This is a genomic window from Nocardia sp. NBC_01009 (genome assembly GCF_045208035.1).
In the GTDB taxonomy this organism is placed as follows: Bacteria; Actinomycetota; Actinomycetes; order Mycobacteriales; family Mycobacteriaceae; genus Nocardia.
Window position 1 is genome coordinate 6,308,372 of the sequence record NZ_CP108695.1, and the last position, 20,871, is coordinate 6,329,242.

Annotated in this window: 14 protein-coding genes; all 14 read right to left on the reverse strand. The window is 66.8% G+C overall.

Going from position 1 to position 20,871, the window contains the following annotated elements:
- Positions 1-213: 213 nt before the first annotated feature.
- Positions 214-1,221, reverse strand: coding sequence for an LLM class flavin-dependent oxidoreductase (locus OHA42_RS28210; RefSeq protein ID WP_406230827.1), 1,008 nt, complete (start codon positions 1,219-1,221; stop codon positions 214-216).
- Positions 1,222-1,239: 18 nt separating this feature from the next.
- On the reverse strand, positions 1,240-1,533 hold the full coding sequence (locus tag OHA42_RS28215) for an ArsR/SmtB family transcription factor (protein WP_406230828.1): 294 nt from the start codon (positions 1,531-1,533) through the stop codon (positions 1,240-1,242).
- Between the two features lie 299 nt (positions 1,534-1,832).
- Positions 1,833-2,309: an HAD-IIIC family phosphatase gene (locus OHA42_RS28220; RefSeq protein WP_406230829.1), complete on the reverse strand. Its 477-nt coding sequence runs from the start codon at positions 2,307-2,309 to the stop codon at positions 1,833-1,835.
- Between the two features lie 164 nt (positions 2,310-2,473).
- Positions 2,474-3,250 carry an SDR family NAD(P)-dependent oxidoreductase gene (locus OHA42_RS28225; protein WP_406230830.1) on the reverse strand — a complete coding sequence of 259 codons (777 nt, stop codon included), beginning with the start codon at positions 3,248-3,250 and terminating at the stop codon, positions 2,474-2,476.
- Positions 3,247-4,200, reverse strand: a complete 954-nt coding sequence (locus OHA42_RS28230) for a diacylglycerol/lipid kinase family protein (RefSeq protein ID WP_406230831.1) — start codon at positions 4,198-4,200, stop codon at positions 3,247-3,249. The genes OHA42_RS28225 and OHA42_RS28230 overlap by 4 nt, the downstream gene beginning before the upstream one ends.
- Positions 4,185-4,919, reverse strand: coding sequence for an HAD family hydrolase (locus OHA42_RS28235; protein WP_406230832.1), 735 nt, complete (start codon positions 4,917-4,919; stop codon positions 4,185-4,187). Before OHA42_RS28235 ends, OHA42_RS28230 begins: the two co-directional genes overlap by 16 nt.
- Positions 4,916-6,322, reverse strand: a complete 1,407-nt coding sequence (locus OHA42_RS28240; RefSeq protein ID WP_406230833.1) for a nucleotidyltransferase family protein — start codon at positions 6,320-6,322, stop codon at positions 4,916-4,918. The genes OHA42_RS28235 and OHA42_RS28240 overlap by 4 nt, the downstream gene beginning before the upstream one ends.
- Positions 6,319-7,611 (reverse strand): aminotransferase class I/II-fold pyridoxal phosphate-dependent enzyme, encoded by a 1,293-nt coding sequence (locus OHA42_RS28245; RefSeq protein WP_406230834.1) that lies wholly within the window; start codon positions 7,609-7,611, stop codon positions 6,319-6,321. The genes OHA42_RS28240 and OHA42_RS28245 overlap by 4 nt, the downstream gene beginning before the upstream one ends.
- Positions 7,608-10,502 carry a PEP/pyruvate-binding domain-containing protein gene (locus tag OHA42_RS28250; RefSeq protein ID WP_406230835.1) on the reverse strand — a complete coding sequence of 965 codons (2,895 nt, stop codon included), beginning with the start codon at positions 10,500-10,502 and terminating at the stop codon, positions 7,608-7,610. Before OHA42_RS28250 ends, OHA42_RS28245 begins: the two co-directional genes overlap by 4 nt.
- Positions 10,499-12,076, reverse strand: a complete 1,578-nt coding sequence (locus tag OHA42_RS28255; protein WP_406230836.1) for a cytochrome P450 — start codon at positions 12,074-12,076, stop codon at positions 10,499-10,501. Before OHA42_RS28255 ends, OHA42_RS28250 begins: the two co-directional genes overlap by 4 nt.
- Positions 12,073-13,794 carry a fatty acyl-AMP ligase gene (locus OHA42_RS28260; RefSeq protein WP_406230837.1) on the reverse strand — a complete coding sequence of 574 codons (1,722 nt, stop codon included), beginning with the start codon at positions 13,792-13,794 and terminating at the stop codon, positions 12,073-12,075. The genes OHA42_RS28255 and OHA42_RS28260 overlap by 4 nt, the downstream gene beginning before the upstream one ends.
- Positions 13,791-14,057, reverse strand: a complete 267-nt coding sequence (locus OHA42_RS28265; RefSeq protein WP_406230838.1) for an acyl carrier protein — start codon at positions 14,055-14,057, stop codon at positions 13,791-13,793. Before OHA42_RS28265 ends, OHA42_RS28260 begins: the two co-directional genes overlap by 4 nt.
- The gene (locus OHA42_RS28270; protein WP_406230839.1) at positions 14,054-14,908 is read right to left on the reverse strand and encodes a hypothetical protein; all 855 of its coding nucleotides are present in this window, start codon (positions 14,906-14,908) and stop codon (positions 14,054-14,056) included. The genes OHA42_RS28265 and OHA42_RS28270 overlap by 4 nt, the downstream gene beginning before the upstream one ends.
- Positions 14,905-20,868, reverse strand: coding sequence for an aminotransferase class III-fold pyridoxal phosphate-dependent enzyme (locus OHA42_RS28275; RefSeq protein WP_406230840.1), 5,964 nt, complete (start codon positions 20,866-20,868; stop codon positions 14,905-14,907). The genes OHA42_RS28270 and OHA42_RS28275 overlap by 4 nt, the downstream gene beginning before the upstream one ends.
- Between the last annotated feature and the right edge of the window lie 3 nt (positions 20,869-20,871).

Below are 20,871 nucleotides of genomic sequence, written 5' to 3' on the forward strand. Positions count from 1 at the left end.
AGCGCGCCCCGGCCGACCCGCTCGGCATGCGGCAGGTAGAACTGCGGCAGGTAGACGACCATGGCGACTGGCATCGCAATACCGCTCCAACGCGCAATCCAGCGCCGACCTACGCGGCCCCTGCTCCGTTGGCGCCGGAAGCGGATACTCCAGGTCCGGCCCGGCTATCGCCACACCGGAAGCGTTGAGACTTCCGGAGATTCGCTCAGCCGATTATTCGGCGGCCAGCGAAGCAGCCGCCACGGCCTGCCCGGTGAGCTCGACCGAGCGCACTCGGTCGTCGATCTGCGTGGCGTGGTGGGCCAGGATCAGCTCGTCGGCGTGGCTGGACGCGGCGAATTCGTCGAGGTAGTCACGTACTTCGGCGGGCGTGCCTACGGCGGTGTAACGGGTCATCGAGGCGAGCTGACTGCCGTTGGGCGAGGCAAGAAACGCGTCGATCTCTGCATCGCTGAACGTGCTGCCCGCAGCGCCACGCGACACCATCGCCCGCGCCCGAGCCCGATACGCAATCGCCTTCTGCGCCGCTGCGTCGTCATGGTCCTCGGCCGCGAACACATTGACACCGGCCATCACGTACGGTTCGGCCTGCTGATCCGACGGCCGGAAGCTGTCGCGGTAGACCGCGACAGCCTGATGTAAAGCGTCCGGCGCGAAGTGGGACGCGAAGGCGTATGGCAGACCGAGCTGCGCGGCGAGCTGCGCACCGAACAGTGACGACCCGAGAATGTAGAGCGGCACCACCCCGTCCGCCCGCGGAACGGCCTGCACGCCCGGTATCCGCGACCGCCCGGTCAGGTACCCCTGCAGTTCCAGCACATCCTGCGGAAAAGAATCCGCCGAATTCGGATTACGCCGCAGCGCGAGCATCGTCTTCTGGTCGCTGCCCGGCGCGCGGCCGAGCCCGAGGTCGATCCGCCCGGGAAACAGCGCCTCCAGGGTGCCGAACTGCTCCGCGATCACCAGCGGCGAGTGGTTGGGCAGCATAATGCCGCCGGAGCCGAGCCGAATGGTGTCGGTGTGCGCCGCGACGTGGCCGATCAGAACGCTCGTTGCACTAGATGCGATGGAGGGCATGTTGTGATGCTCGGCGTACCAGACGCGCCGATAGCCGGAGCGTTCGGCGGCCCGGGCCAGCGCGACGCTGTTGTCGAAACTATCGCGCGCGGTCTGGCCCGGCGCGATCGACGCGAGATCGAGAATGGATAGTGCGGTGGGCATAGAGCTGCCTTTCCTGGGTCAGAGCACGCGTTGAAGTTGATCGGTGAAGGCGCCGATACGGGAGTCGTCACGTCGGTAGTAGGTCCACTGCCCCCGCCGCGTGGCGCACACAAACCCGACGCGCTGCAGGATCGCCAGATGCGCCGACATGGTCGACGCCGACGTCCCTGCCTTCTGCTGGAGAAGACCCACACAGACCCCGAGCTCAGCGGTCTCCCCCGCCCGGTCCGGGAAGCTCGCATCCGGGTTCTTGAGCCACTCCAGGATGCGCAGCCGGGTCTCGTTGGCCAATGCCTTGCACTCGTCGAGCACACACACCACCCTTCGGCATTTCGCTAATTAACGAATTTACTCCGCGACCGCTCCACGGGCACCATGACACTGCTCACTGACAGGAAGACCCGACGGCCCTGTGCGGCGGCTTCGGCACGTGCCTCATGTGCAGTCTGTCCAGGCGGGGAGCCGCCACACTCCGAAGAGCGGCACGAGCCGACTCCCAAAACCTCGGATCACCCCGGCGCTCTGCAGGTTGGGCGACGAGCGGCTGCGAGGCCTCCTGCACCGCGTGGCCGAGCCCTCCTGGTAACCGGCATTCACCCACGCGGGCAGGTCTACAACGCGGGAACCCGCGCGAAACCCAGAGGGGGCGTTGGGTTCGAGCCGGTGTGCAGGACCGGGCGGAAGTCGGGGAGGGCGGCGAGAACATCGACGTTGCGGGCGGCGTAGCAGCGGACGCGGGGAAGCGCGCGCTGGACCTCGGCGCGTTCGATGGGCTCGGCGTCGATAAAGCCGATGGTGTCCAGGGCGAGGCCGAGGGTTGTGGCGATCCGGACGAGCGAGGAGGACTTACGGCCCCAGCCGATTTCGATCGCCGAGAACATCTCGTAGAGGCCGTGGCGGTACAGCTTGTCGAGGGTTCGTTCCCGGTCGCTGCGGCTGGCGACGGCGTGCCAGATACCGCGGTCGCTCAGCACCTGGAGCGCGCGCACAGCCTCGGGGCGCGGTGTGGTGCTCGTCGCATCGCACACGACACCGTCCCACAGGGTGTTGTCCAGTTCCCAGACAAGACATCTCAGAGCCGGTCTCATCGGCCTGCCCCTATCGCTCGGTCATCGCTGCCTTCCCGCCGTGCCGGGCACAGCAGATGGGTACTGCACACCATCCAGGCACGGCACGTACCGGGCAAGCCCCGGTTTCTCGGGGGCTGTTCCGGCTCGGGTGATCCTACCGGTACCGCCGAGGGTTGCTCCTGTCAAAAGCCGTAGTAACGCAGAACTAAACGTTCATAAACCCTGGCGGGGACGAGGCGGCGGGTCCAAAACGACAGCCGAACGTCGGCGCCGCACAGATAGGTCTGCCGCGGTCGGACCGCTTCGAGAATGCTGCGCACCTTCCTGGCGACCGCGTCGGCGGGCTGGCCTGCCGCGAGGTATCCGCTCACCCGTTCGAGCACCGCGCCGCGATCGGGTGTGTAGGCGTCGATGGGGGCGGCCACACGCACCGCGGCATCGATGATCGGCGTCACCGTCCAGCCGGGGGCGAGCACCGAAACGTGGATTCCGAATGCCGCTGTTTCCATGCGCGCGGCCTCACCGAGGCGTTCGATGGCGGCCTTGGTGGCCGAGTACCAGCCGCCGTAAGGTTCGGCGACAGCACCCGCGCCGGAGCTCACCACGACCACCCGACCGTGGCCTTGCTCGCGCATGATCGGCAGCACCTCGCGCAGCACGCGGTGGGTGCCGATCACATTGGTGTCGAGGATCGCGGCGGCCTCGTCTGGGTCGGTTTCCTCCACCGACCCGACCACGCCGTAGGCGGCGAAGGTGACGACGGCGTCGATGCGGCCGTGCCTGGCGTGCGCGGCCCGCACCCAGCCGCGTACCGCCTCGGCATCGCGGACGTCGACGACGGCCGTGTCCGCTCCCGCGATCCGGTCGCTGCCTTCGACCGTATAGCCCACGCGCGCAAGGTATTCGACAGTCGCGGCGCCCATCCCGTTGGCGGCGCCGGTCACCAGGACCACCGTCATGCGACGCACACTTTCAGCACTTCGGGCAACACCTCGAGCCGCGCGGATTCGACGATCGTGATCTCGCCGTCGAGCTCGAGCGGGGCGGCGTGCGCCGGGCGCAGTTCGACGACGCTGTCGCGATAGCAGGTCGCCAGCGCCGACCCCGAGAATTTCCCACGGTAGAGCCCCGCGATGAGCCCGAGGATTCGGGCGCGGCCGGCAGCCTGCCAGATGTTCACGTCGAACCGGCCGTCGGCACGGGTGACCGGAGTGTCGTAGTACATGCCGCCCGCGAAGTGCACGCTCTTGAGGACGCCGACGTTGGTGATCGGCGCGGCGTGCTCCCAGTCGCTGCCACGCACCTGGACGGGCAGCGGACGGTGCGTGGCGATATTGCTCAACGCGGTCGCGACGATCGCGGCTTCGACATTGCGCGATTTGAGCCAGCCGATTACACCGCGTGCGTGGTTGAACGAATGATTCCCTGCCGCAACGAGTCCCATGCTCGCGTTGAGCAGGAAGTAGCGGACGGCTCGGGTGCCGTCGGGCAACAGCATGGTGGCTTTGCCGACATCGACGAGTTCGGCGCGTTCGGTGTCGATACGCACGGGGACATCGGCGATGACGGCTGCCCTGCGCATCGGTTTATGGAAGTCGTTGGAGCTGCCGAGTCCGATTGCACCCAGGACCAGCGCTTCAGCGCCCCGCCGTGGTCGGTCGGTGGCCGGATCCATGAGCGCGTTGAGCACCAGATTGACCATGCCGTCGCCACCCGCGGCCACGATCACATCGGGTGTTATGCCGTCGGCGGCCTCGATGCGGGCGCGCACCAGCTTCGCGGCTTGTTCCGCGTCACCGGGCATCTCGACCTCCAGGTCCGTATTACGTTCGCGCAGTGCACGTTCCACGGGTTGCCACCGGTCCAGTGCCGTTCCGGCATTGGACTGTGGATTCAGGACGATGAGCATGACTCCTCCTCGATACCCAGCCACGCGCGTAGCCGGCGCCAGTCCCCTGTGCGGACCAGACCGGTCTGTGCACAGTTCGGTGGGACAGCGGATTCCGACACACCGACCAGGAAAACGGGGATGCCGATCCGGGCCGCCGGCGCGTCCTTGGCGGCATCGTTGCCGATCATCACGCACTCCCCTGGTTCGGCGCCGAGCCGCTCCAGGAGTTCGCGATAGAACTCGATGCGCGGCTTCGAGCTGCGCATGTTCTCGCCGCTGGTGTGGAAGGCGAAGATCCCGGGTTCGTAGCCGCCCCAGCGCAGCCGCGTGGTCACGGTGCTCAGCGGCCACAGCGGGTTGGTGGCGACCACTTGCGCTAGGTCCTTGGCGTGCAACATATTTACCGTGTCGACCGCTTGGGGTTGCGGAGAGAAGCACCGGCGCAAGCGCGGAAAGTCGATCTCGGCCAGTCGGTGCAGACGTCGCGCCGCAAGGGACTGTTCGATACCCATCTGTTCGGCCAGCAGCCGAATCATGAGATCGGTGTTGGTGTACTCGGTGTCGTTGGCGCGGACGACTCTCAGCACACCATTCAATGTGTGCAGGAACCGATGCGGTGGCATCAGATCGCGGAAGGCACGCGCCGCCCCCAGCGGCATCAGCACCTGGAACGTGCGCTGGTGAAGGCCTACGAGGGTGCCGTCCAGATCCCACAACACCGTGCGGTACTCGGTCACTCCTGAGTGTCCAGTACCGCTTGGAGGTCGGCGCGGGTCAGGCCGAGTTGTGCCGCGTATTCGTCGATTCCAGGTCGCGCCTGCTGCGCCGCAGCAATACCCGCTCTCCCCGCGAGTTCCAGACCATAGGCGGCACCCAGATCGAACACAGTCTTCGCCAAGGCCGCCGGGAACAGCCAGCGGCCGAGGTCGCGCTGGAAGACCCGGGTGAGCCGGTACGGTGCTGCCACCCTGGCACCGAGGCCCGAGAGCGTCGACGGCTCCCGCAGCGAGCTCATCTTCGCCGCTTCCTCGCCGGGGGCCAGCAGTAGATCCGACCACATCCGTCCGAACGCCGCGCGCTTCTCGTGTGCGAGCGCCGTCATGTTGAACTCGGTGTATGCCTTTTCGATTCGTGAGGTGTGTGTCGAGCGGCTGCGTAGCAGGGTGTGCAGGTCGGCGGTCTTGCGTGCGGTGTCGTATCGGGTGAACCGGTTTATCCGCGGGGCGATCCGCGCGAGGAGGGCCGCGAAGTCCGCAATCGGAACAAGGCGATGCGTCAGTGAGAGTGCGTGATACATCAGGCTTTCACTGCCCGCCTTGGCTATCTCGGCGGCGAGCAGGTCGTAGTCCAGGTCTGATGCGGCATGGCGGGCGAGGTTCCAGATATCGGCGAGTTCGCGGACCCCGGTCTTGTAATAGGGCAGGTGAACACCTAAGTGATGCAGGTTGTCCTCGTTCGACATGGCCCAGGCGGGCACGCCGTAGAAGTCGATGCGGCGCACACGATCCCAGATCGCGGGATAGTCGATGTGGTACCCGGCCAAGGGAGTGATCAGGCCCCAGTGCGTACCGACGACCAGCATGCCGTCCCTGGAGACGAACGACGGGAGGTGATGCGAGCGTTCGGCACGCACTTTCGGCGCCTTGCCGAGCAGCTCGGATGTGGCGAAAAGACCCATCTCGCGGTAGATCTCGATGATCGTGTCCACGTGGTCGAGTTCGACGAGGATGTCGAGGTCGTTCATCCGCTTGTAGCGCGGATCGTGGTAGATCTCCGAGGAGAACAGCATGCCCTTCAACACAACGCAGCGCACACCGCGTTCGTCGAACCGGCGCAACAATTCCAGCGCACCCTCCAGACGCCGATAATTCGCGGTGGCAATACGTTCGATGAGGTCGGCGAATCGCGCACGCACCTCCTCGGGGACGAAGTGGTACAACTCTTCGGCCGCCAATCGGCGCTGCACCAGCGGCACAGTCGCATTGACCCGTGCGAGCTCGAAAACCTCGAACCAGTCGGATATTTCGTGCGCGAGCTTGGACAGCTCGGCACGCTCGTCGTTGCTCGGCGCAGCCAGCGCCGCGTGCACGAGCAGCCGTTCGGCGGCAGTGCCGCCAGCGGCGATCTCGGGTGCGGTCATGGCCTGCCTTCCTGTTCGGGATGGAAACCGAAGCGTCGAGCGACGGTCGAGATCTTTTCCAGCGCGAAGTCCAGCTGGTCGCGGGTGAGGGTGGCCATCATGCTGACGCGCAGCCGTTGCTGGTCGCGGGGGACGGCCGGGAACTCGACGCCGTTGACGAAGACACCCTCGGCGTGCAGCGCGGCCACCACCTCCGCCACAGCCAGCCGCTGCGGCACCAGGATCGGGATGATCGCGGTCTGCGGGTCGACGGCAAAGCCCATGCGGCGCAGTTCCCGCACGAAATAGCTCACATTGTCGTGCAATTGGCGGATGCGTTCCGGGTGCGCGTCGATGAAGTCGATCGAGGCGAGCACCGAGGCGACCACTGCGGGCGCCAACGAGGCCGAGAACATGTAGGAGCGCGCGAAGAAGCGCAGAGCGTCGACCAAATCGGTGGATCCGGCGACGAATCCGCCGGTGGTCGCGAACACCTTCGAGAAGGTGCCCATGTACAGCTCCACCGAGCCGTCGCCCATAGCGAAATGCTCGGCGGTGCCGTGCCCGCGAGCGCCGAGCACGCCGGTGCCGTGCGCGTCATCGATGGCCAACCAGGCGCCGAAGGAATCGCACAGCGCCCGAATGTCGGGCAGCGGCGCGATATCGCCGTCCATCGAATACACGCCCTCGACAGCGACCACGATATTCGCACCCGGGTTGCGCCAACGGATCTGCATCAGCCGGTGCCGAAGATGCCGAAGATCGTTGTGATCGAACGCCATCGAGCGCACCCGGCCGAGCTGGATGCCGTCGTAGAGGCTGGCATGGCTCTGCTCGTCGTAGAGCAGGATGTCGCCGTTGCGCAGTAGTCCGGTCACCCAGCCCACGTTCGCGGCGTAGCCGGAGGAGAACACCAGCGCGGATTCGCAGCCTTTGGTCTCGGCGAGGCGTTCCTCCAGCCGCCGGTGCACCGAGGTGGTGCCGTTGAGCAGTGGGGGCCCGCCGCAGCCGATGCCGAATTCGCGGGTCGCCGCGACGGCCGCCTCGACGATCTCCGGTTCGTTGCCCAGGCCCAGATAGTTGTTGGAGCCCAGCATGATCAGGTCACGAACCTCGGTGCTGCCCGGATCGCGCACCTGCACAACGGCCCCAGCGGGACCGGTGATCTCACGCAAAACGAATCCGGTGCCGCGTGCCTTGGTGACGTAGGGTCGGAATTCGTCGAAGCGCTGTTCGAAGGTATGGGCGGCGGGATCGAGGTAGTGCTCGAGGCTGAAATTCTCGCCGTGGACGGCTTCGGTGGAGGTCATGGCCCTTCCTCCTGAACGATGGTTGCGGTTCCGGCCTTACCGTCGAGGATCAGCGTGTCCCCGCTGGACACCCGGCGGGTGACGCCCGCGACGCCGACGACGGTGGGGATGCCCAGCTCGCGGCCGATTATGGCGGTGTGGGAGAGCACGCTGCCTTTCTCACTGACCAGCCCGCCCGCCGCGACCATCAGGAATACCCAGCCGGGGTCGGTGGTCGAGGCGACGAGGATCTGGCCGTCGATGACAACGTCCGGGTCCGGTGTCGCGAGAACGAGTGCGGGTGCTTCGACTCGTCCCGGCGCACAGCCGATTCCGCGGAGCACGGCACCGGACGTCACGGTAGGAGTCGGGTGATCGAAGGACGGGTCGTTGATGGTGGTGGCGGCGATGCCCGAGGTGATGATCCGGGACGGCAGTTCCTCGGTGTGCCAGACTTCGTGGTCACGTTTGCGGGCGGCGACGGTGCGGGCCGCGTTGGTGTCGACCGCGGTGCCCCGGGTCAGTGCCGCGATCTCCTCGTAGGTGAGCCAGAAAATATCGCGCGGCGCTTCGAGCAGACCCATTGCGTGCATCTGCCTGCCGTACTCGCGGAACACCCGTTTGACCAGCCCGAACGAGCGGCTGCGGCCAAGGCGCATGTTCTCCCGCTGCTTCACATGCTCACGGGCTCGAGCCAGCGCGAATCGGAACACCATGCGCCTGCCGAACTTTCCACGGAACACCGTGGCGGCGGTGTCTTCGGCCGCACGCCGAATGAGTTTCTCCCGCGCCGCCATCTCGTCGATGTTCTGACCACCGCGCAGGTAGTTGCGCAGCATCGGCACCAGCCGTTCGGGGTGTTCGCCGAGCGGGTCGGTTTCCAGTTTCAGTTCGTCGACGGTGCGATCGCCGAACAGGGCGATGTGACGCAGGCATGCGGCGTGGAAGTCCGTGAACCCGGGTTGTGCCAGCGCTTTCCACACCTGCGGCGGTGCCAGCGGGCCCTCGAACAGCTCGCGCAGGGCCGCATCGTCGCGGACGGTGGCGGTCAGGGTCAGTGCCGAGCGAACCGGGTCGACACTGTCGACACCCTCCTCCCCACAGAACAATTCATTGCGCAGGGTGATCGCTTCCGCTTCGCCGAGACCTTCCCGCTCGAGGAGGAGACCGACGACATGGAACATCTGTTGGGCAATGAAATCGTTGAAAATCTGTACCGAGTACGCGGGGACGAGCTCGTGCAGGCAGCGTTCCATCCACTCCAGCAGCGCATGCGGATCACGCTCCCGCTCCGGCGTTTCCGGCGCGAGCCGGTGGTCGAGGTCGGCGGTGAACGCGGCGAGCTCGACGAAGAATGCCCGCAACCTGCGTTGCAGCCGCAACCAGCCGAAGGCGATGATCGCGATGACCCGCAACCGCAGCAGGTACATCCGCACGCGGGCCATGCCGCGTTTCGGTGCGGCGGGGCGCTGGTAGCGGTTTTCGATATTGAGCGCCGCTTCCCAGCCTTCGATGGCGAATTCCATTCCGGGGATCTGCAGGAACAGCCGATACCAGTTGCTGATGTTGTAGTAGATGCGGCCGTGCGCGGTGCCGACGAGGTAGGGATAGAGGCTCGCGGCATTGCGCTCGACGATGGTTTCGGTGGCGCCGAAGTCCCGGTGGCAGGCGCGGAAAACCTGTTCGTAGGCGGCCCGCAGAATGGAGAACGTCAGCGGGCTGGACATACCGGGATAGGACTCGGCGACATTAACATTGTCGAAGATGGTTTCGCGCGCGCCGGTCGCAGTGACCGGTCGTGCCTGGAGTAGGAAGAGGGTGCCGTCGGCGTCGTAGGCCCATTCGACATCCTGTGGCGCACCAAAGGTTTCGGCGAGTCCCGTGGCGGTGGCGGTGAGGTCGAGTACCTGGAGGTCGGCCAATGCGGCGGTGGCGACGGTGTCGGCCAACTGCTCGATCGTGGTGCCGGAACCGGATTCGGCGACGACTCTGCTCTGTTTGTCCGCCACGACCCGTGAGGTGATCGTGCGCGACGCGTTGTCCACGAAGAAGGTGTCGCATTCGACGGTGCCCGCAACCACGCCCTCCCCGAGGCCGAGGGCCGCGGAGACCACCGCTTCGGCGGGATCGCCGGTCTGTGGGTTACAGCTGAAGACCACTCCTGATACGGCGCTGTCGACCAGGACCTGAATCAGGACGGCGCAGTCGATGGTCGCGTTGTCCAGGCCGCGATGTGCCCGGTAGAAGAGGGATCGCTCCGAGTATGCCGAGGCGAGAACATCGAGCACCGCCGGCGCGACGCCCGCGGGTGCGACGTTCAGGAGGGTGTCGAGCTGGCCGGCGAAGGAGTCTGTTGCCGAATCTTCGCCGCTGACCGACGAGCGCACCGCCAACCGCACTCGGCCTCCCGAACCGACGACACTGTTGTGGGTACCCGCCGTCTCCGAAGCCGAGTGACTCTCGGGCCCGGGCGACGTTGCGGAGTGTTCGACGACGGCGTTGCCGTGATGGGCATCGGCCGGCTGTGCGGACGTGCGCGCCTCGCGGACGGTCGATCGGAGGCCGGGCTCGACGAGCGCGTCGACGGCGGCGTCGAGCTCGGCGCGGATGTCATCCGGGAAGGTCCGAGTGGTGATCAGTGCACGGATCGCCGCCGACACCGAGCGCAGCGACGTGGGATCGGTGTGGTCGAGGGTTGCCAGTAGGTCGGCGATGGAGTCGGTGACCGGGGCGACGATGCGGGCACACGCATCCGTGCTCAGGACCGCGAAGGCTGGGACTCGGTGGCCGGCGGCCAGCAGGCGTCCGAGGTTGGCGGCCTTGGCCCCTACCTGAGCGCTATTCGGCTGCGCAGTGGCCGAATCCGCCAATACGGCGGCCTGCACGACCGCGCCGAGAGTTGTTTCGGTCATTGCGCAGCCTCCTGCATCGTCTTGGCGATCGGGACCGACGACTTGCGTCGGGTCAGCCGCACCAGAACCGGGTCGGGGGTGTTGGAGATTTCCGGGTTCTCCCGAACCCGGATGCCGTTCACCAGCTCGATGTCGTAGCGGGACAGCAGCATCGCGATGCCGACCCGCACCTCCATGAGTGCCATGTGCTGGCCGACGCACAGGTGTGCGCCCCAGCCGAACGGGAAGTAGTGGAAGGGCGAACGAGCCTTGCTTCGTTCTTTGGTGAACCGGTCCGGGTCGAAGGTCAGTGGTGAGTCCCAGAATTCGGGCCACCGGTGGTTCACGAACGGGCTGATCACCACGATCGAGCCCGGTTCGAGGTCGAAGCGGTCGAAACTGTCCCGCTCGAGCACGGTCCGGCTGAACGCCCAGGCAGGCGGATGCAGACGCATGGCCTCGTCGATCGCGTGGCCGGTCAGTTCGAGGGACGGCAACGTGTGCGCGAAGATACCCCCGACTCTGTCTGCGCCGCTCGGTCCGTCGACGCCGAGTTCGGCCCCCGATCCTCCGAGGCCCGAGACGACACTCGCCCCGCCGACACCGTCTACGCCGGCCAACCCATCAGCGCTGGACACTCCGCTCGGCCCACCCGCACGAGCTGCGTGGTTCGACTCCGACCCCCGATCGGTCGAAGCTTTCAGCACCGTGTCGATTTCGGCACGAATCTTTCCTAGTACCAATGGATTTCGGCACAGCTCGTAGATTGTCCACGCCATCGCGCCGCCGGTCGTCTCGTGACCGGCCAGCAGGAAGGTCAGTACCTCGTGGCGCAGTTGTTCGTCATCCATGGCATGGCCCGCATCGTCACGGGCCGCGAGCAGCCGGGCCAACAGCGATGTCGTGTCGGTTGATTCGGCCTGTCGGTGCTTGTGAACGACGTCGTCGACGACGCGATGCAGTCGGGCGCGCACGCCGTTGAAGCGCCGATTGGCGGGTGTGGGCACGCTGGGCGGCAGCTGAACGGGCGCGGCCATGTGCCCCATCACCCACGAAACACCCTCGCGCACATCGTCTTCGATCTGTGGTAGCACGCCGTCGATATCGGCGCCCATCACCGCGCGGCAGACCACGTCGGCGGCGAATCCCATCATCTCGGGGACCAGATCGAATACCTCGCCGTGCGCGGCGAGTGCGTCCAGCCTGGTCAGCATTCGCTCTCCGCATGCCACCATCAGCGGAATCTCGGTCTCCACGTGACGGCGAGCGAAGGCCGGTTTGATCAATGCGCGCTGCCGTTTCCACAGTTCGCCGCCGCTGGTGAGCAGGCCGGGGCCGAGCAGATAGTTCAGGCTCTGATAGCTGATCCCCTTTGCGTACTTGGTCGCATTGCCGACCAGCACCTGGTTGATGTGCTCCGGCTCGACCAGCAGATGCACATGTTGGTGCGCCAGTCGCAGCCGCACGCTGCCACCGTGAGCGACGGCCTGTTCGTAGAACAGCGTCAGCGGGTCGTTGCGGTATTCGAGATAAGCGCCCAATGGGTGTCGTAGCGTGGGGCCATCCAAGCGGCGAACCTTCGCCGAAGCAGTCATGCAGCACCCCCGGCATCGATCAGGCTGTCATCGAACAAGAACAGGCGTCGCGCCTCGGCACGCTGCACCTTGCCACTGGTGGTCTTGGGGATACTGCGCGGTGGCACCACCCGCACCCCGGCAGGCAGCACTCCGGTCCGCTTGCTCACCGCGACACGCACCGCCCTGCGCAGCGCATCGTGTTGTGCTGCGTCCGAGCCGGATTCGACGATGAGGTGCAGTTCTTCCGACAGACCCGCGGTATCGGCGTGACCGACGGCCGCGACACCGCCGAGTCGGACGCCCGCCACCTGCTGGGCCGCGATCTCGAAATCGGTGGGCAGATAGTTCGCGCCCCGGATGATGATCAAATCCTTGTGTCTGCCGGTGATACGCAATCGGCCATCGCGCAGGTACCCGATATCGCCGGTGTCCCACCAGCCATCGCGGGTGGCCGCCGCGGTCGCCTCGGGCAACCGGAAGTAGCCGATCGTGGTCGACGGGCCGCGGAATTGGACGCGTCCGACGATGTCGTCGCCGCATGGGGCCTCATCCGCGTCGACGATCCGCACCTCGGTCCCGGCCACCGGCGCGCCGCAATCCACGATCTGCATCGCGTCCGGGTCACCGAACGGAACATCCAGCGCCACACCGCTTCCGGTCAATGCTTCGCGCGATACGGAGTCGAAGGCCACCGGCGTGTGCGGGCGGGCGACGGTGACCGCGAGGGATGCTTCGGCCATGCCGTAGCAGGGCACCAATGCGTCCTTCGGCAACCCCCATGCACTGAAGCGGTCCACGAACTGCTGCACGGTCGGCGGGTGAATCGGCTCCGCGCCACAGAACAGGAATCGCCAGCTGGACAGATCCACGTCGGCCAGTTCCGCGTCCGGCACCCGTGCCGCCGCATAGCCGTAGGCGAAATTCGGTGCGGCGGTGAGAGTTCCCCGATAACGTCCGACCGCACGCAGCCAGTCCCCCGGGCTGCGCAGGAACCTGCTCGGCGGCATCAGAACCGCGTCGAAGCCACGGAACATCGGTGTCAGGAAGCCGCCGATGAGTCCCATGTCGTGATGCAGCGGCAGCCAGCCCACCCAGGTGTCGCCGCGGCCCATTGCCGCAGCCGCGGCGATCTGCTCGCAATTGGCAGCCACGTTGCCGTGCGTGATCTGCACCCCCTTCGGCGTACCCGTCGAACCTGAGGTCGCTTGAATGAATGCCAGATCGCCAGGGGCAGGCAGCCGCGGGGGCAGCGTGGGCGCATCCGGTGCGCAGGCCAGTGCGTGCAGCACTGCACCGTCGATCGCGGCCACGGAGTCCGGCATCGGTGCGGCGTTCAGCACTGCCACGCTCGCCACGACCGCCGCCGGTTCCAGATAGCCGAGCAGGCGGGTGAACTTGTCCAGGAAAATGTCTGCTGAGCCGAAGCCACCCGGCGTGGCGACGGCCGTGGGTACCGCACCGAGCAGCAGCGCACCGAAGAACGCGGTGACGAACTCGGGTGAGGTGGGCAGGCACAGCATGACGCGGTCGCCCGGCCCGACGCCTTCGGCGGCCAGACCTGCGGCGACCCGGGCCGCCGCCGCCGCAAGTTCGTCGTGCCGCCAGCTCACGTCGCCCGCACCGTCGACGGCGCGCTCCGGGACGAAGACGGTGGCGGGAGCGTCGGCTCCGAGTTCGGCATTGGCCAGTAGCGCGTGCACGATGCTGGTCCGCTGGGGCTCGAGCCCGCCGATCATGACTGGTCCTTCACGTAGTGCACGATCTGCCCGATCGTGTTCAACTGTGCCGCAGCATCTTCGGGAATATCGATCCCGAACGCCTGCTCCAGCTGAATGGTCAGTTCGATGGCTGTCGGGGAATCCAGGCCGTAGTCGATCAGTGGTGTGGACGCGTCGAGATCCTCCGCCGAGACCCACAGCACCTCGGCGACGACGGCGCGCACCTGCACCTCGACGTCGGCCGCCGGGATTCCCGCGTTGTCGGGAGTCCGTGTGTTCAACCGAGTAACTTCCCTTCCGTCACGCAGGCGCGCACCGACTCCTCGATGTCGACACCGTCGCCGGTGTCGATGCGGTGGAATCCCACTTCGGGAAAGGCCGCAGCGAGGGTGTCGCGCACCCGTAGATATCCGTCACGCAGGGCTGCGAGCCGCTCTGCTGTTTCATGGGCCTCAGTGGGCCCGTCCCCTGAGCGCTCAGCGCACCGTGCCGCGGCCTGCTCGGGCGGAGCGTCCAGCCAGAGCACGGCATCGGGCAGTGTGGTGCGAAAGCGGGCAGCGAAACCGGGGACGGACGCGGTCACGTCCCGTCGCACCAGATCCGCGATTTCCGACAGCAGATCCCAGATATCGGGTGAGCTGCCGAGGCGGGTCGACTCCGACCGCTGCCAGGCCAGGATGTCGGCAAAGGTGCCGGGCCGGTGCCGCTCCAGCACAGCGGCGATCTCGTTCTGCCGGTCGTGGCCGTTCCAGTCCGGACGCGCGAGCGCCACGTACAGCGGACCGTAGACGAGCAGTTCGATCAGCGGATGCCGTTCGAACACCAGCACATCCGGCGACCAGGTCTGCACGAAATGCCGTTCGACCGGGCCGAACAGCGTCATCTGCAGGTACATCGCGGTGGCCTTCATCTCCAGACTGGAGATTTCGTCACAGCCGACGCTGAATGCCTTGAGCTGCTCGGACAGCTCGGTCAGCGGCACGTTTCTGGTGTTGTGGAAGTCGGGGCATGTCATCGACGCGAAAGACCCGTCCCCGGCCGGTGCGAGCTCACGCAGGCGGGCCATCACCGAAGACTTGCCCGCGCCGTCGATGCCGACGATGGCGACGCGGCGCGTGGATGTCGCGATCATCGGTCGTCCTCCCGCAGCTGTGCGAGCACGGCCTCGGTGATGTCGGCGGGCGCAACGGTGCCGTCCAGGCGCACCCAGTCGAACTCCTCCGACAGCGCCTCCAGCGCATCATGGCTGCGTTGCTGGAAGGTGAGAAAGGCTGCCTCGTCGCCGTAGCCGCTTTCGTAGTCACTGCGTAACTGCTTGCGCCCCAGCGCATCCTGCGGGCTGACGGTCAGGTAGAAGGTGCGGTCGGGCTCCGGGAAGCCCGTCGCAAGTTGCCGCAGCACCGCGGGGTCACCGCCGTGCGCCACCTCGGTGGCAAAGTACTTGTACCAGTACGCATTCGCCAGCATGATGTCCACGCCGCGCTCGGCGGCCAGATCGAACGACAGCTGCATCGCGTGGAACAGAAAGTGCGCGCGACTCAGCGGCGACAACAACTTCAGGTAGCCGTAGATTTCGGCGGGACTGCGCCACGGCAGCTTCGAGGAGACCTTCGGATCCAGGAACGCATCCCAGATCGTCACCGCGGCAACGGTCTGCCCCTGTGCTTCGAACTCCGCGGCGATTCGTGCCACCTGCGTGGTCTTGCCCGAGCCGTCGCCACCGGCGATGCAGATCAGGCGTTTGCGTGCGCTCAGTTGCTCATCCCTCCTGCGAGTCGGGCGCGCCAGTGGCGCTGTGTCTTTCGGTGCTCTTGTCCCGGCATCCGGCACTGCCTCGGGCACGATCGCCACGGCTGCGGTCGGCAAAACCGTCGCGTCGGCCGTCGGCTGATCGACCGGCACCCTCGCGCGCGGAGCTGCCGTTGCTGTCGGAGGCTGCGCCGCCGTGGATGTCGTGGATTGCGCCGCCGAGCCAGTCCCCGGGGCGGCGGCCGACTCCGTCGAGGCCTCGGGGTCGAGCACGCTGACCACACCCGCGCGGCCGTCCACCCGAATCCGTTGCCCCGACCGAACAACCGAAGTGGCCCCCGCGACATTGAGCACCGCGGGAATGCCGTACTCGCGCCCGATGACCGCCGCGTGCGAGAGCATCCCGCCGACCTCGGTCACCACCGCCGCCACCAGGCCGAGCGCCGGGGTCCAGCCCGGGTCGGTGAACCGGGTGACCAAGATGTCGCCCGCACGCAACTGGTCGATGTCGGCCAGTGACGTGATCACCCGCGCGGTGCCCTCGGCAATGCCGGGGCTGCAACCGAGTCCGGTCAGGTCGCCGTCACCGACTTCACGGATCGCGCCGACGGTGACGCCACCGCCGAGCTCGTGCGGCGGCAAGAGATCGCGATATCCGGCGTACACCGCACGGCGGTAAGCGATCTGCGGTGCCAGTGTGGCGGCGTCGATGCGTCCGGCGGCGAGATCGGTGAGCTCGTGGATGGATAGCTGGAACACGTCGTCGGCCTGCTCGATGGTTCCAGCCGCCGCCAGCCGGACCCCGGATTCGACGACATAGGCGCGCACGATCGCGTAGCACTGGGAGGAGAACTCCCGCATCCGTTCGCGCGCAACGAGGTACCTGCGCATCCGGTCGACCTGTTTGTCCAACGCCTTGGCGTGCTTGAGTCGGGTGATCGGCTTGGCGCGCACCCGCGCACGCACCGCCGCGAGCTCGTCTTCGTAGCGCCTGCGCTGATCGACCAGTGTCACATCGGGATCAGCGGGCGGGGTGCCGTGTTCGAGCATCGTCACGATCATCGATCGCACCCGCTCGGGCGCCTCCGACCAGCGTGGGCTGGTGAGATCGAGTTCCGCGTCGGCGTGGAACCCCTGCTCATCGAGGAACGTGTCGAGTGCCGTGGTCCAATCGGCGCTGTCGAGGCCGTGATCGGTGGCCACCCGATGCAATTCGACGATGCCGCGTTGCAGCTGCATGTGGCTGATATCGGCGAGCCCGCCCATCAGATCGATGACCGAGGTGCTGCCGCCGGACGCGGCGTCGACCTTGTCGAGGAGTTGTTTGAAATCCGTCTGCACGCTGGAGTTGTTGTAGATGGTGGTGAAGTAGGTGCGTTCGGTGGCCGCATGGAAGGTGAGCAGGCAATCGGCCAGGTCCGCGACGAAAGTAGCCTCGTCGGTGTGCGGCAATTCGCGCACCCGATCCCGCCATACCGCGTACTTCGCGGGCCATTCGGCGGCGAATGCGGCGACCTCGTCGAGCTGCGCACGGTAGCTCTGCTGCACGGCGAGCGCGACCGGCAGTGCGCGGGCAATGGTTTTCGGGTTGTTCGGGGTGCGGACGGGCCCCTCGGGCCCGTACTCATTGAGCACACCGAGGTCGTCGTCGAAATGCTGTTCGTCGAAGCCAGGGATGCGCCGGAAGCACTTCTTGACCGCGCTGACATTCCAATAGGCCCGGCCGTAGTACATAGCCATCCAGTCGGGTTCTTCGTTCGGGTCCGCCAGCCTCAGGCGCTCGAAGAACTGTTGCATCGAGAACTGGAATGCGTTGTCGTACAAAGAGAACATCATCGGCGTGCATACCCGTGCCGAGACGCCGCCGTCACGCAGGTCGGCATCGGAGAACTGTTCGATGTCGGTGCGCCAGGAGATGGCCGTGATGGCCCGGGCTTGCAACAACCACAGCTTTCCCGCGCCATCGATGGCCCATTCGATGTCCTGCGGGCGATGTCGATGCGCCTGCACCGCGAGCATCAGCGCCGCGAGTTCGGCGGTGGCAGCCGGTGCCAATTCGACGTCTTCGCCGCCTGCGTCGCGCGCCACCACGTCACCGCCGAACAGGCGCAGCGTGTACCTCGTCGGCGTGACGTGCCCGGAGACCAGGCGTTCACCGAGGCCGTTGCAGCATTCGACCACCGCGTGGTCTTCGATACCGGTGAGTGCGTCGATGCTGAAACCGACACCGGCACACCGGGCATCGATCATTCGTTGCACGAGCACCGCCACCGACGCACCGGCCTCGCGGTAGCCGTGCCGGGACAGGTACGCGCTGACGCGTTCGTTGTGCACCGACTCACGGCATTGCGTGATATACCCGCGCAGCGTCGCCGCATCCGTGATCTCCAAGAAGGATTCGTACTGGCCGGCGAAGCTCGCATCGTCGAGGTCTTCGAGGACGCCGCTGGAACGCGCGGCGACCGGGAATCCGCCGACTGCCTGCACCCAGTGTTGCAGATCCTCGTCGGCGACCTCGGCGAGGTCGAGATCGGCGGTGATGACGAATCCCGGCGGCACTTCGAATCCCGCGACGATCAGTTCATGCAGTGTGCCTGCCTTGCCGCCGGCCTTCTCGACCGTGAAATCGGCGGCGCCCAGGTACATCGGACCCGGTATCGGGGTGGAAGCGGGATGGGGCACGGTGGGAGCTCCTGTCGGAAGCAGAACCGGGCGCACGTCGTGACGGGCGGCGAGGTCACGAGCGGCGCGCACGCCTGCCGCGGTCAGGCCGCCATAGGAGGGACTCGCCGTGTGCGGCTCGAAGCCGAGCAGAATGGTTTCGGCCATGCACGCGTAGACGACCCCGCCGGGCAGCCCGGTTTCGGGAAACGGAGGTGTCTGGCCCAGCGGCAGCGCCATACGGCCGCCGGAGACCAGGGTGATGTTCGGACGGTGAGACACCGCGGGATCCACGTCGCCGGGGACCGCGAGATCGACCACCAGCACCCGATGGTCGTCGGCCAGCGACTCGGCGGTGACCACAGGCACGGCCGAGTTGGTGGCGGTCAGGACGATCCGACAGTCGCGCAGCGCGGTCAGGTCCTCACTGACCTCGACTGTTCCGTCCAGTGTTGCGGCGACCCGGTCGAGTCGCTTCGCCGATCCGGTGCGCCCGATCAGGGTCACCGAATCTGCCAGTGGGGCAAGAAGTTCGGCCATCACCGCGCCGATGTTGCCGAGCGCGCCGAGGATGCCGACCCGTCGTCGACCCGGCTCCAGCCGGGCGAGCTCCGCGCGTACCACCTCGTAGGCGGATGCCGCAGTGAGCGAGTTCCCCGAGGTCACCGTGACGGCGTCCTCCACCACGTCGCGGGAGGCATCGGTGACGATGGAGGTGTAACCGCCGAGCCCGATCACGGTGGCGCCGAGCTCGATTGCCTGCTCCACCGCTTCGAGCACCAGATCGCGCACCCAGGCCCGATGCCCGGCGCGCAGGCATTCGATGATCTGCTCGGCCGAGATCGGCACCGCGATCATGCACACCTCGACCTGGGCGCCGGTCGGCGAGGTGACTATCTGCCTGGTCAGTTCGAACGGATCGGCCACTGCGCGCAAGCGTTCGAACAATGCGGCGAACTGGATGTCCGACCATTCGGCGAGTTCGGGAGCGAACCGTCGCAGGTCGGCGGCCTCGGGCAGGTTGGCAAGAAACACCACCCTGGTCGGTGCGTTCCAGTCCCGCGCGACCTCGTGGGTGCGCCGGACCGAGAGCGATGTCCGGTCGGGCAGCGGCCAATTCGTCGTCACCGGGCTCGACAAGTGCGCGAGCAGGGTGGCCAGGTCGCCGCGATGCAACAGTGCCGCCACCTCGTCCAGCGCCGTCGCCAACCGAGCTATCTCGGACTCGGCGAGGAAGGCCGAGGGCTGGATACGCAGGGTGGTCGGTGCGGACAGGGTCGGCAGCATTCGAATGTCGTGGGCGTGCAGCAGGTAGCCCGCGACCACGTACCCGAACATGTCCGGATCGCAGATTTCGCGCAGCAGTGCGGATTCCGGCTCCGGAGGGATGAATTCGATGCCCTGCAGCAGCCCGCGGCCGCGCACTCCTGCGATTGCCCGCGGCCAGCGACTCGCCACCGTATCCAGCCGGGCCCGCAATCGAGCACCGACGTCGGATATCCGGATCTGGTTGTCGCGCAGCAGGTCCAGTGCGGCATCCGCAACCGCACATGACAACTCGTCGTCGGCGAAAGTGGACGTGTGATACCTGCCGAAATCACCGATCGACTGTGCGCGATCGACGAGCAGGGCAGAGATCTTCACCAATCCGCCACCGAGCGACTTGGACAGCAGGTAGTAGTCGGCAACCACACCCGAGGGCGCCGACGCCAGGAATGTTCCGGTGCGGCCCATCCCCGACTGGATCTCGTCGAAAACCAAGGCAGCCGTGTGCAAGTCGGCCAGCGCACGCAACGCACGCAGCGTCTCGGCCGGTACCTCGCGGACACCGCCCTCGCCCTGGATCGGTTCGGCGAACACCGCCGCGATCGGCGAGATCGACATCCAGGACCGCACGGGGCGACCTGCGCTGTCGATGACGATTCGGCACACCGGCCGCAGCTCGCCTGCGAACGCCGCGGCCGCTTCGCGCGGCGACCACGTGTCCAGCCTGCGTCGTTCAGGGCCCGGAACCACCAGATCTGGTGGCGTGTCGGCCTGCTCGGTCAGGGCGAATGCACCTGCCGTCTTGCCATGGAATGCGCCCGCCAGCGAGACGAAAATCGGTCCGCGACGGCGCATCTCCTCGATCTCGTGCAGCGAGTCGGTGAGCAGCTGGGCCACTGATCGGCGGTCGTCCACGGCATCGTCAGCCCCTGCGACGATGATCGGGCGCACGTCGTGCAGCCCGTCACGGCGAGCGCGACGCAGGGTGCGACGCAACTCGGTCTCGAGGTCGGTGAGCGAACGGGCATGCGCCACCGCCGCGTGCCTGATGGCCGCTTCCACCGCTTCCGCGCCCGTAGCACCGAAGGTCACCACGTACTCGCGATCGGTGGCCGCGCCGACCGACTCGGACAGTCGGCGGGCCAGCAGGGACGCGCCGGGGCGGACGCTGCCCTGAGACACGAACGGCGACTGCTGATTCAGCCGTGCTGTAGCCACCCGCACCAGTGCCGGATGGTTGTGCCCGAACAGCGCCGCGCCGAACCCGCCGACCAGATCCAATACCCGGGAACCGTCGGCGCGAATCAACCAATCACCCTCGGCGCCCAGGTAAATCATATCGAGGTGACAGGCACGCAGTAGCCGGGCCAGGCCGGGGCGGTTGTGCCGCGCGAAATCATCGAACACTTCGGCCACCGA